Annotated in this window: 12 protein-coding genes; 5 read left to right on the top strand and 7 right to left on the bottom strand. The window is 39.7% G+C overall.

Going from position 1 to position 12598, the window contains the following annotated elements; all coding sequences use genetic code 11:
• Positions 1 to 26: 26 nt before the first annotated feature.
• A complete protein-coding gene (locus tag ACB088_RS15075) occupies positions 27 to 686 on the top strand; it encodes a riboflavin synthase (RefSeq protein ID WP_005037345.1) in 660 nt (219 codons plus the stop codon).
• 60 nt (positions 687 to 746) lie between these two features.
• On the opposite strand, the gene ACB088_RS15070 is transcribed toward ACB088_RS15075, so the two are convergent.
• The 4 genes from ACB088_RS15070 to ACB088_RS15055 form a co-directional block, all read right to left on the bottom strand.
• Complete coding sequence (locus ACB088_RS15070; protein ID WP_003654423.1) at positions 747 to 965, bottom strand: hypothetical protein; 219 nt, start codon at positions 963 to 965, stop codon at positions 747 to 749.
• A 131-nt stretch (positions 966 to 1096) separates the two neighbouring features.
• Positions 1097 to 1735, bottom strand: coding sequence for a hypothetical protein (locus tag ACB088_RS15065; RefSeq protein ID WP_017387765.1), 639 nt, complete (start codon positions 1733 to 1735; stop codon positions 1097 to 1099).
• Between the two features lie 37 nt (positions 1736 to 1772).
• Positions 1773 to 2180 (bottom strand): DNA polymerase III subunit chi, encoded by a 408-nt coding sequence (locus ACB088_RS15060; RefSeq protein ID WP_133748034.1) that lies wholly within the window; start codon positions 2178 to 2180, stop codon positions 1773 to 1775.
• Entirely contained in the window at positions 2173 to 3621 is a 1449-nt protein-coding gene (locus ACB088_RS15055; protein ID WP_375037341.1) for a leucyl aminopeptidase, read from the bottom strand. The genes ACB088_RS15060 and ACB088_RS15055 overlap by 8 nt, the downstream gene beginning before the upstream one ends.
• 143 nt (positions 3622 to 3764) lie before the next feature.
• Here ACB088_RS15055 and lptF point away from each other — a divergent pair, with 143 nt between their 5' ends.
• The 4 genes from lptF (at position 3765) to ACB088_RS15035 (ending at position 8809) form a co-directional block, all read left to right on the top strand.
• Entirely contained in the window at positions 3765 to 4865 is a 1101-nt protein-coding gene (gene lptF / locus ACB088_RS15050; RefSeq protein WP_092709634.1) for an LPS export ABC transporter permease LptF, read from the top strand.
• A complete protein-coding gene (gene lptG / locus ACB088_RS15045) occupies positions 4865 to 5935 on the top strand; it encodes an LPS export ABC transporter permease LptG (protein WP_092709631.1) in 1071 nt (356 codons plus the stop codon). Before lptF ends, lptG begins: the two co-directional genes overlap by 1 nt.
• Before the next feature lie 126 nt (positions 5936 to 6061).
• Positions 6062 to 7609, top strand: a complete 1548-nt coding sequence (gene gpmI / locus ACB088_RS15040) for a 2,3-bisphosphoglycerate-independent phosphoglycerate mutase (RefSeq protein ID WP_375037340.1) — start codon at positions 6062 to 6064, stop codon at positions 7607 to 7609.
• A 15-nt stretch (positions 7610 to 7624) separates the two neighbouring features.
• Positions 7625 to 8809 (top strand): S41 family peptidase, encoded by a 1185-nt coding sequence (locus ACB088_RS15035; RefSeq protein WP_004640654.1) that lies wholly within the window; start codon positions 7625 to 7627, stop codon positions 8807 to 8809.
• A 4-nt stretch (positions 8810 to 8813) separates the two neighbouring features.
• On the opposite strand, the gene ACB088_RS15030 is transcribed toward ACB088_RS15035, so the two are convergent.
• Genes ACB088_RS15030 through ACB088_RS15020 form a run of 3 tightly spaced genes read right to left on the bottom strand, consistent with a single transcriptional unit; the run spans position 8814 to position 12469 of the window.
• Positions 8814 to 10232 (bottom strand): sigma-54-dependent transcriptional regulator, encoded by a 1419-nt coding sequence (locus tag ACB088_RS15030; RefSeq protein WP_375037339.1) that lies wholly within the window; start codon positions 10230 to 10232, stop codon positions 8814 to 8816.
• A gap of 23 nt (positions 10233 to 10255) precedes the next feature.
• Positions 10256 to 11824, bottom strand: coding sequence for an ATP-binding protein (locus ACB088_RS15025; protein ID WP_375037338.1), 1569 nt, complete (start codon positions 11822 to 11824; stop codon positions 10256 to 10258).
• Positions 11825 to 11833: 9 nt separating this feature from the next.
• Positions 11834 to 12469: a response regulator gene (locus ACB088_RS15020; RefSeq protein WP_003654436.1), complete on the bottom strand. Its 636-nt coding sequence runs from the start codon at positions 12467 to 12469 to the stop codon at positions 11834 to 11836.
• Positions 12470 to 12598 lie beyond the last annotated feature (129 nt).

Here is a 12598-nt window from a genome sequence, read left to right as displayed (position 1 = left end):
GTGTAAAAAGATTTGGAGATTGAGCCATGTTTACAGGCATTATTGAAAGTTTAGGAAAAGTTGAAAGCCTGCAAAGCGTAGGCGGTGATGTGCGTTTACGTATTCAGACTGATCTGGATATGTCAGATGTGCATTTGGGTGACTCAATTGCGACCAATGGAATTTGCCTCACAGTGATTGAATGGGGCGATAATTGGTATGCAGCTGATGTTTCTCGTGAGAGTTTAAACCGAACGACTTTGGGCCACTGGAAAGTTGGGCAACGTGTCAATGTTGAAAAAGCAATGTTACCCACAACACGCTTTGGTGGACACATTGTAAGTGGTCACGTTGATGGCGTGGGCGAAATTACTGTAGTACGTGAAGATGCTCGCTCAATCTATTATGAAGTGACGGCACCCGCAGAACTTGCTAAATATTTAGCGGAAAAAGGTTCTGTGACCGTAGATGGTATTAGTTTAACGATTAACCACTTACGCGGAAATATTTTAAGCTTGAACTTAATTCCGCATACAGCAGAACGTACTAACATTGGAACATGGCAAGTAGGCAGCAAGGTAAACCTTGAAGTCGATGTTCTAGCGCGTTATATCGAGCGTTTATTACTAGGTGACAAAGCAGCTGAACAAAAAACAGAGTCAAATATTAGTATGGCTTTTTTAGCTGAGAATGGCTTTTTAAAATAAAAAGCTAGATCTTAAAATAAAAAAACCGGACACATGTTCCGGTTTTTTTATTTTGAAAACTTAATGCTTGGTTAGAGTAACCGAGTGTGTGCCGACCCATGGCTTGTTATGCTGAGTGCGAGTAATTGTAAAATCACGGGTTTCAGACTCACGTGTAAGTAAGATAGATAAAGAGTTAAAGTCGTTATGACTCATATAAAATTCTTGTGCTGAAAACGTCCATTGCTCACCCTGATTTAGCTGTTCAACTTGCTTTGAAATCTGATGCAGAATGTCCATCTCTTATCCTCATTAATTATCTTGAATAGCTACTTTTCATTCTTATAATTAATTGATCTATAAGAATAATCTATATGTCTATTCTGTGACATATACGTGTCACTTTTATGACAAAAGAAATATTTAAAGGTTTACTTTTCTATTTTTTCATCAGAAAACTTAGAATTCTTTAAAATGTATTCAATTTCTTCTTGAGCTGCCGAATGTAGCTTAGCTCGGAAAGCCGTTACAGACTGTTCAATTAAGCTTTCAGCTTCAAGTTCTAAACGAATACGTAAACTTTCAAGCTCAGATAAGATTTGATCATCGGTAATACTAAGTTTTACACCAGCAGAGTAATTGACTGCTGGTGTTTCAGGATTTTTCTGATAACGCGCGGTTTGCTCCGCAACCTCTTGTTCTAAATGACTACGTAATATGTGTAATGTTTCAGTCTGTTCATTAAACTTACGAATTTCGTCTGCTTGCAACTCCGCAGCATAAGCAGCTTCTGATGCACGTTTGTCAGCAAGTGCTTTTTCTAAAGCAAGTTGACGACGAATACGTGCTTGCTCAATGAGCTCTGCTTTAAGATCTGCGTAGGCTTGTTCAATTTTTTGCTGTGATTCTAACTGCGCTTTTTCATCATTTAAAACCCAAAGCTGAATAGGGGTTTGGGGTTCGAGGAGATCGCAAATACGTGCCAGATCCTGTTGATAGGTATGACGGACAGCTTCAGGCGCATTTAACCATCTTTTTTTAAAATCTTGCCCGACATTTAATGCCACCATGGTTCTCCTTGATCAACAGTATTTACATTTTAGCGCGTTATAATTTAAAGGTCCGCGGTTCTATACCCAAACGGCGATACATTTTAAATTTTTCTCGACCAATTTGCTTGGCTGTTTCATTATTTTCAACAATTTCTATAATGTGGCTAAAATGATCAACTTGATCAAGTGCATGATTGTTAAAATTAAATACTAACAAGCCTTGTTCGAGCGGTTGTTTAGCCGAAATACATACAGCAGCATCAGTCTGGTCAACACCATGCGCAATGAAACTGACTGGGTCAAATTCCCATAATCTTTCATCAAGCATCTGTTGTAGTTGTACATCTGGGCAATACCACCAGATTTTAGGATGCTTCTGTAAAATTTTTCGGCATAAACGGCAAGCACTATCGACTTGCCGTTCTTCACTGGTTTCAAACAGATAAAAACTAACTTTAGCCATTCGTATTTACACGATTTGCTAAAAATTGCATGAGGAGTGGTACTGGACGACCAGTTGCGCCTTTAGCTGGACCAGAAAGCCACGCTGTTCCTGCAACATCTAAATGAGCCCAACGATACTCACGTGTAAAGCGTTCAAGGAAACATGCAGCCGTAATCGCGCCGCCATATGGTCCACCGATGTTTGCAATATCAGCAAATGGTGAGTCAAGTAACTCTTGATAATCATCAATGACTGGCATACGCCATACACGGTCAAATGATTGCTCGCCCGCTTGTTGGAGTTCGGCTGCCAAAGCATCATCTGGTGAGAACAAACCACTGAGTACTTTACCTAAAGCGACTACACAGGCACCTGTTAAAGTCGCAATATCAACCACTACTGCTGGGTTGAAGCGTTTGATATAGGTCAATGTGTCACACAGTACAAGACGGCCTTCAGCATCTGTATTTAAAATTTCAACAGTTTGTCCGCTCATGGTGCTCACAATGTCACCTGGACGAGTTGCTTTACCAGAAGGCATGTTTTCTGCTGCTGCAATTGCACCTACTACATGAATAGGAAGTTTTGCTTCGCATAGGGCACGAATGGTACCCAGTACAGAGGCTGCACCACACATATCGAATTTCATTTCATCCATGCCAAGGCCTGGTTTTAGAGAAATACCACCTGTATCAAAAGTTACGCCTTTACCAACGAGAACAACCGGAGCTTGATCAATCTGTGCTTGATATTCGAGAGTTACGATACGGCCCGGACGTTCAGATCCTTTGCTTACTGCAAGAAAAGCATACATGCCTAAATCAGCCATTTGCTGCTCATTTAAAACAGTGACTTTAAGTAAGTCAGGGAATTCTGCCGCTAAAGCTAGAGCCTGTTCTGCCAAATATTCAGGGAAACAAATATTACCCGGACGGTTGCCAAGGTCGCGTGCATAAGACTGACCAGACTGTACCGCATGTACTAAAGCCAGTTGTTTTTCATCTAGGCTAGTCGTTGAACTAATTAAATCAACCTGTTGTAACACAAATTCATTTTTTTTCGATTTAAACTCATCATAACCATAAGCTGCTTGAGTTAAGCTTAAAGCAAATAAATAATGGTGCTCGACAGGTAACGCAGCAATATCAATTGCGATATGCTTAAATTTATTTTGTGTCGATTTGATAATAGTTTGAGCAAGTTTAGCGAGCTTAACTGTCTGAAGTTCAGCTGTTTTTCCTAAGCCAAGTAATTGGCTGTGAGGCTGATTTGAAATCTGACCAAACAGTGGCAGAGTTTCGTTGAAGTTGCCTTTAAATTGGGTAGCGCTAAGAACGCTTTCTAGGTTATTGATTTGATATGTGTTGACGTTGCTTTGTAGCTGTTCTGAATCAACTAAAACCCACAAAGATTCATTAGATGTCTGTTCGGGAAAAGTTGTATAAGTTGTAAATTTCATGGCTGTCGTGATTGCCTATAGAAAGTTATGATGAATTAAAACATTGAAACACTTTCAAGCATAGCGTTGCAATGTGCGGTTTTATATTTTTAACATTCGGGTAAACTAGCAGTCGTCCCGATTAGCCTTTTGGAAGTATTACTTTGATTATTCGGCGTTATCTCGTCAAGCAAGTTGTCTCTACCTCATTGGTGGTCATTTCCTTATTGACCTTAATCATGATGGGTGGTCGTCTGATCAAATACTTTGGTGTGGCGGCACAGGGACGTTTAGATGCCAGCATCTTGTTTAGCATCATTGGATATCGTTTACCTGAATTTCTAACACTCATTTTACCATTGGGTTTTTTCATTGGTTTAATGTTGGTGTTTGGTCGTTTATATGTTGACCATGAAATGGCAGTACTAAACGGTAGTGGGGTGAGCCGTCATCAATTAGCACGATTACTCATTCCAATGACGCTTGTTTATATGGTTTGTCAGTCTGTGCTTATGCTCTGGATGACGCCGTGGGGACTGCGTGAGTTTGAAAAATTAACCACCACCCAAGCTGTTCGTACAGGTTTCGATTTGGTTCGCCCAAGAGAGTTTATTTCTTCTGGACCCTATACGATTTATGCGGGTTCACTATCTGAAGATCGAAAAAATCTAAAAGACATTTTCTTTTATCAACGTGCGACTAAAGAAGATAAGCCAGATGTCATGATCTTGGCAAAAGAAGCGACTCGTGTAGAAGTTGCAAATGACACAGCCAATGTCGTTGATCTGGTGCAAGGCCGTCGTTATGAAATATTTCCGGGACAACCAAAATATACACAAGCAGAGTTTCAGTCTTATCGTCTACGTTTAGAAAATGACAAAGATGTTAAATTTGAAAGTGGGGATGTAGAAGCATTATCAACGACTAAACTCTTTTCAAAAACGAATGATCCAGTCATAAGAAGTGAGTTGGGATGGCGTTTGTTTGGACCATTCACCATTCTTATTGCTTTAATGCTTTCTGTGGGATTGTCTGAGGTGAGTCCAAGACAAGGTCGTTATTATCGTCTTATTCCGGCAGTTTTTATTTTTTCCAGTCTGATTGTATTAATGATTGCAATCAAGACTCGTATTAGTAAAGAAGAACTCGATATTTGGGCTTATCCTGCCGTGTTGGTAGTTTATGGCGTTGCAGCTGCCTTATTTTCACGTAAACAGAAGTTGGCACCTAAAATCAAGAAACAGATCAAGCGAGTGAAATTATAATGTTAGCACGTCGAATAGTCGCCAAATATGTGACGAAAACCACTGCGCTTGCAATGTTTGGCACCACAGTTGTTTTGTCGATTTTACAGATCTTATTTACATACTTGGGCGAGTTGGGTGAACTCAAACCAGACTATAACGCATGGCAAGCTCTCATCTATGTGTTGTGGGGTGCTCCTCGTTATCTATATGAAATTTTGCCTATTTCTGCCTTGATTGGTGCTGTAATTGGTTTAGGGTCACTAGCAACCAGCAGTGAACTTATTGTTATGCGCTCTGCTGGTATTAGCTTATGGCGTATTGTTGGTTGGGTGATGCGCTCAGCTTTACTGCTTATTATTTTGTCGTTTGCTTTAAGTGAATGGGTTATTCCATATACCAATGAAAAAGCAGAAAGTGTTAAAAGTCACCGCTCTGTAGCTGCTTTAGGCGAAGTGAAAGGTTATTGGTCACGTGAAGGGCAGCGATTTATCTATATCGACTATGCTAACTCTCAGGGCAATTTAAAAGATATTCAAGTGGTCGATTTTGACCAGAACTATTACTTACAATCATTGATTAATGCTCAGCAAGGGCAGTTTGTAAAAGATGGTCAATGGGCTTTGAAGAAAGCACAACAAATGGATATTTTGGCGACAGGCAATGCCATCAAGACTGACCATGACGAACAATCGCTTTCTTTAGCATTACAGCCTAAATATGTGCACATGGTGACTTTAGATCCTGAGGATTTATCACCAAGCCAACTTATTAGCTTTATGCGCTATATGGATGAATATAGTCAGGTTCCAAAGACCTATCAATTGGCTTTCTGGCAAAAAGTTGCCTCGCCATTTTCGTTGATTGCTCTGGTTCTCGTGGCATGTTCATTTATTTTTGGACCATTACGCCAACAATCGATGGGTTTCCGTTTGGTAATCGCATTGTTTATTGGTTTGAGTTTCTATTATTTGCAAGATTTCTTGGGTTATGCCAGCTTGGTTTATGCCCCATCTCCAGCTTGGTTTGTACTTGTACCTATATTATTAATGTTTGGTGCCGGAAGTTATTTGCTTTACCGCGCTCGCTAGTAATAATTGATATTCATGGTTTTCATCAATAGTAGATATTGGTGAAAGCCATAGGAATAAATAGAGTCTTGACCGAAAATTCGGTAAGATATTGTGACGAAATTGTAGACAAAAGAGAAATAGATTATGACGGATGCAACTGCTGGCAAGATCCCTCACGTTCTGGTCATTATGGATGGTGTTGGTCACCGTGAAGCGATTGAAGATAATGCTTTTCTTGCAGCAAAAACACCGAATTTGGCGGCAATGACAGCAAAGCATCCAAATAGTCTAATTTCTGGTTCTGGTGAAGATGTTGGTTTACCTGATGGACAAATGGGTAACTCTGAAGTCGGCCATATGAATCTTGGTGCTGGTCGTGTTTTGTATCAAGACTTTACCCGTATTACTAAAGATATTCGTACGGGCGACTTTTTTAAACATGAAGTGTTGATTGATGCTGTTGAAAAAGCCAAAGCCGCTGGTGGTGCTGTCCATATTATGGGGTTGCTCTCAGACGGTGGCGTTCATTCACATGAAGACCATATTGTGGCGATGTGTGAGCTTGCATTAAAGCGTGGTGCAAAAGTTTATTTACATGCTTTCCTTGATGGTCGTGATACGCCTCCACGCAGTGCTCAGCCGTCTTTAGAAAAATTAGATGCATTATTCGCGCAATACCAAGGTCAAGGCCGTATCGCGACCATGATTGGCCGCTACTTTGCAATGGACCGCGATAACCGTTGGGATCGTGTTGAGCAAGCTTATCGCTTGTTGACTGAAGGTGAGGCACTTCGCACTGCGCAAACAGCAATGGAAGGGTTAGAGTTAGCTTATGCAGCCAATGAAAACGATGAGTTTGTAAAAGCGACTCGTATTGGTGATGTTGCTAAAGTACAAGACGGCGATAGCGTTGTATTTATGAATTTCCGTGCTGACCGAGCTCGTGAAATTACTCGTGCATTTGTAGAAAAAGACTTTGCTGGCTTCGAACGCAAAGTTGTACCAAACCTTTCTAAATTTGTCATGCTAACCCGTTATCAAGCTAGCATTGATGCACCAGTTGCATACATGCCAGAAGCATTAAAAAATTCATTGGGTGAATATTTATCTTCTCTTGGAAAGACTCAGTTACGTATTGCCGAAACTGAAAAATATGCTCATGTAACGTTCTTCTTTAGTGGCGGACGTGAAGATGAATATCCGGGTGAAAAGCGTATTTTGATTCCATCTCCAAACGTTGCAACGTATGACCTTAAGCCTGAAATGAGTGCTTATGAAGTAACTGATGAATTGGTTAAAGCCATTAATTCTGGCGAATACGATTTATTGGTTGTGAACTATGCCAATGGTGATATGGTAGGTCATACAGGTATTTTTGATGCTGCAGTTAAAGCAGTTGAAGCAGTCGATCTTTGTCTTGGGCGTGTTTATGAAGCGGTAATGGCAAAGAAAGGCCATATGCTGATTACTGCCGACCATGGTAACGTGGAACAAATGCAAGACTACGAAAGCGGTCAAGTTCACACTCAACATACAACGGAACTTGTACCGTTTATCTATGTTGGCCCAACACAAGCAACAATTGCAGAAGGTGGTGTGCTTGCCGATGTAGCACCGACTATTCTCAATTTAATGCAGATTCCTGTTCCTGCTGAAATGCAAGGGCGTAATCTGATTACATTATCTGCATAAGCCAAAGGTGATTGGATGCTGCAACACATTAAATATAAAAAACTTATTGTAAGTATGTTGCTGTGTTGCAGCCAATTTGCTTTTGCGGCGCCAGTTGTAAAAGAGAAATTGTCACCTTTGCATTCGGATTCGGAAGAACCGGAACATAGTTATGCAGAGGTACCGATTGAGTCGATTCAGCAGTTTGTTCAAATCTATGGAATCGTTCGAGATAATTACGTTGACGTGAAGTCCGACGATGCCTTATTCCAACAAGCCATTAAAGGGTTGGTGAGTGGACTAGATCGTTACTCGCGCTATTTGTCGGCAGAAGAATATCGTCAATTGATTCAATATACCGAAGGTGATCTCGCCTCGGTTGATTTTGCTTTAAGCCCTGAATTGCATGTCCATAAATGGATGATTCGTGATCTTAAAACTGGTTCAGACTCATACAAATTAGGTTTGAGAAATGGTCAAGCGATTCTCAAGATTGATAATCAAGATTTAAAAAATTTAAACCAAGATCAGGTGCTTGGGCTGCTTTATGGCTCTATCGGAAGTACGCTTCAAGTACAAGCAGAAGATTTAAATGGAAACATCAACCTAGTTCGTAATAAAAAAATAGAAACCGATATAGAACCTGTAATGCTACATAATCAGGTTTTAGTGCTAAAAATTAGAGTATTCCAGCAAGACACCGCAAATGAAATTAAACGGTTAATTGAAGAAAATAGTTCACCACGTTTAAAAGCCGTTTTAATCGATTTACGAAACAATCCGGGTGGGTTGTTATCAGCAGCAGTCGAGTCGGCAGATTTATTTCTAAATAGTGGGATTATCGTTTCAACTAAAAGCCGTTCGGAAGGTAATCAGCAATTTCAGGCTCTGCCCGGCAATGAATTTCAGAATATAAAATTAGGTATATTAATTAATCATCGTTCTGCATCGGCAGCAGAAGTTTTTACCGCGGCCATGAAAGAACACCAGCGTGCTTGGGTAATCGGTGAAAAAAGTTATGGGAAAGGAGTAGTGCAGAAACTGTTTCCTTTGCCAAGTGGTGCGGCACTACAAATGACAGTCTCACACTATTACACACCAAATGGCAATATGATTGAAGGGCAAGGTATTCAGCCTAATCAGACCTATCCTTTGCCCCCAGAAATGAAAGAAGACGTATATTTAGATCGTGTTGCAGACTTATTTCTAAAGAAAAAATAGTCTTTTATACTTCCTCTCCTAATTCAGTATCTAAGCCAAACTTTTTCAGTCGATAGCGTAAAGAACGGAAGGTCATTCCAAGCTTTTTAGCTGCTAAGGTCCGGTTCCAATGTGTCATGTCCAACGCGTTCAGTAGAATATCTTTTTCAATATTTTCTAAGTAGCGTTCTAAACCTTCCATTGGTAATTTTGGCCGAGTCTGAGTAATCGCTGTTGATGTTTGATTCACTTGTTTAGTCGCGATTTGCGAGTTAACGCTACTGCCTCTGAGAGGAGGTGCTAAGTGTGTTAAATCAATACATTCATCATCACTTAAGGTAATAGCTCGTTCAATCATATTTCTTAATTCACGAACATTACCTGGAAAATCTTGCTGCAATAAATAAGTTTCAGCAGTAGTGGTTAATTGTTTGCTTGGAATTTCCCATTCCATACAAACCTTTTGAATAAAATGATTGGCTAATAACAAAATATCTCCACCGCGCTCACGCAGTGGCGGTAACAGGATATCCATAACATGAATACGGAAAAATAAATCCTGACGGAATTTACCTTGTCGAACTAATAAATCTAAATCTTGGTGGCTGGCGCTAATCACCCGAAAATCAACATCGATTTCCTGATCGGAACCTACTGGACGAATTTTTTTCTCTTGTACTGCCCGAAGTAATTTGACTTGCATACTTAAAGGCAATTCGGCAATTTCATCTAAAAATAAGCTGCCGCCATGAGCAGACAAAATAAGGCCTTGTTTGTCTTGGGTAGCTCCAGTAAAACTGCCTTTTTTATGTCCAAAAAGTTCACTTTCCATGAGCTCAGTTGGAATTGCTCCACAGTTAATCGCAATAAATGGACCTTCGCTGCGGTTACTCAAACGGTGAATAAGATTAGCAACAACTTCTTTACCTGTACCAGACTCGCCTGTCACAAACACCGGAGCTTGGGAACGAGCTATTTTTTTTATAGCAATACGTAGGTTTTGTATCGGTGGAGAACGTCCAATTAATAGGTCATTTTCCAACGTTATTTCACCAAACTCATGCTCTGGTTTTGGCTGATTTAGCGCTTTTTTTAATAACTGATCTAAATGAATTTGGTTAATAGGTTTGCTTACAAAATCAAAAGCTCCCGCCTTTAATGCTGCAATTGCAATATCCATATTGCCGTACGCAGTTAGAACTGCAATTGGTGTGTGAGAATAAGTTTGAGAAACATGTTTAACTAATTCTAAACCGCTACCATCGGGTAGGTTTAAATCGGTTAAGCATGCATCATAATGAAACTGAGTAAAGAGTTGTTTGGCCTGTTCAACCCGATAAGCAAGATGTGTTTTAATCCCCATTCGCGCAAGAGTCATTTGCATTAAAAGGCACAAATCTTCTTCATCGTCTACAAGCAAAACTAGTGGTTGCTGTTCTGCCATTTCCCCAAAAACCTAATAAAAAATCAATATATTATTGGGCATTCCATTCGGAAGCATGCCCCTTGTTTTTGCTCTACATACGTGAGCTTTGCATGGTTTGCCTCACAAAAACTATGAGACAAGTATAATCCTAAACCAGTTCCATTAATTTCGGTACTAAAAAATGGTTTAAATAATTGAGATATATCACGTTTTGAAACACCTTCGCCGTAATCGATCACATCAATATAGATTTTATTTGTCTGTGAGTGAATGTTGATCAGAACATGGGGTGAATCAGGTGCATTATGTCGTAAGGCATTCCTGACAAGGTTAATCAGCACTTGTCTGAGTTGTTTCTCGTCAAATAATAATTTTAAGGATGAATCAGAGATTTTAAGCTGTATAGAATGTTTAACATCCGATAGATCTTCATCTAATAATGTCTTTATGAAGTCGTTTAATTCAATCTGGATTGGATGAGTTCTTTCGCTGCTGGCAAGTCCTAAGGTGTCTTGAACAATACTATCAATACGTTTTGTTTGCTTACCAATCATACGGCGTAAAGTATTTTGCTGCTCTAAATCACTATCTTTAAGTAATTCATTTGCCTGAACAATTGCTGCCAGAGGATTACGGATTTCATGTGCAATACTGGCTGAAAGTTGCCCTAAAGCAGCCAGTTTGAGTTGTTGAGCTTGCTGATTAATGTGTTGTGCATCTTGTAAGATGAGTAGCGTCAATGCTTGTTGCGGCACCACAAGATGCTGCACTTTAATGTTAATAGAGTAAGCCGACAGACGAGACTCAAAAATAAATCGATCACCTTCTTGTAGGTTATCAAACTTAAGAATTTCAAATAAATCGGAGTGCCATTTAGCTAAAGGATATTTTTCACTGGCAAATTGTGGCGGAATCCCTAACAGAGAGCAGGCAGCCGGATTACTTAAAACAATGTCATAGTTTTCATCTAGAACAAGATAACCTTCTTCAATTTGTTCCAGAATATAGCGGTTAATATTTTGTAGTTGATAGAGCTCTATTGATTGGTGAAACGTAAGCGCCTCAAGTAATTTAAAGCGCTGAACCGCAATTTGCCCGATCCCATGCACCACAAAAAATAAGAAGGCTAGAAGGGCACTATTACCAATCGTATTAAGATTATTGTAGTCAAATAAACTACCGACAAAACGTTGGTAAATAACCGCAATGACTGCAAGTAATGTAATGAGTAAAGACATTCTTGCGCTGAGTAAAATTGCCGAGGTGAATATAGCAATAACATACAGCAAGCTAAGTTGAAGGTTTGGTTCACCTACAGAAAATGTAAGTAAACTCAGAGAGATAATATCAACTACAAAAAATAAAATAAGCTGCCGTGTTGCCTGAGTTGCAACAAACTTAAAACACAAAAGCTGAAGAAGGCTTAATATGGAATAGCCAAGCAGTGTGTAAGAATATAAAGCGGGTTGTTGTAGACTATTGTCGATTTGAGAATCGGTTAAAACCAAAATAATATTGAGGCTAACCGCAATAATAAGACGATATAAACCATACCACGTGCCCAAACGAAAAATCGTATTGGACAACGATGAGTTTAAGGGAAATTGCATATAGTGTGATTATGGTTTGATCAGACCATACCGAATCGCAAGATGAGTTAGTTTAACATCACTATCGATGGCGAGTTTTTCAAAAATACGGTAGCGGTAAGTATTTACCGTTTTGACACTTACAAAAAGTTTGTCCGCAATTTCTTGAGCGCTAATACAATTTACAACCATCATTGCAACTTGCATTTCTCGTTCGGATAGGGCGTCAAAAGGTGATTGTTGTGTGTCTGATAGATAGGAACTCGCCAACTGCTCAGCAATATCTGCACTGAAGTATTTACCACCTTGCATGACTTTGTTGATTGCTCGAACCATTTCTGTAATTGGAGCACCTTTCGTGATGTAGCCTTTAGCTCCTGCTTTAAGCAAAAGAGAAGGGTAAGGTTCTTCTGATAAGCCACTTACAGCAATAACTTTTGTATCTGGTGCGGTTTGTAGTAAACGACGTGTGGTTTCTACGCCCCCGATGCCTGGCATGTTGACATCAAGTAGCACAACTTGAGGATGTTTCTGACGAACAATAGCAATTGCTTCTTCACCCGATTCGGCTTGTCCAATGACCTCTACATCGGCATGATCTTCTAACATACGGCAAATGCCTGTACGTACAAGTTCATGGTCATCCACAACTAAAACTGTAATCAAGAAGACCTCCTTTCTTTCAAAAAACAAGTTTTTTGTTACATAAAGCAAAATTAGCTTGCAATGGAATGACAAAATTAGCAATCCTATTCTTATATAGTGAGCGAATAGTTGTGCACAATTGTGTCGGTA

Source organism: Acinetobacter sp. RW6, assembly GCF_041956835.1.
Lineage (GTDB): Bacteria > Pseudomonadota > Gammaproteobacteria > Pseudomonadales > Moraxellaceae > Acinetobacter > Acinetobacter calcoaceticus.
Note: the sequence above shows the minus strand (reverse complement) of the source record. Positions and strands in the feature narration are given on the sequence as shown.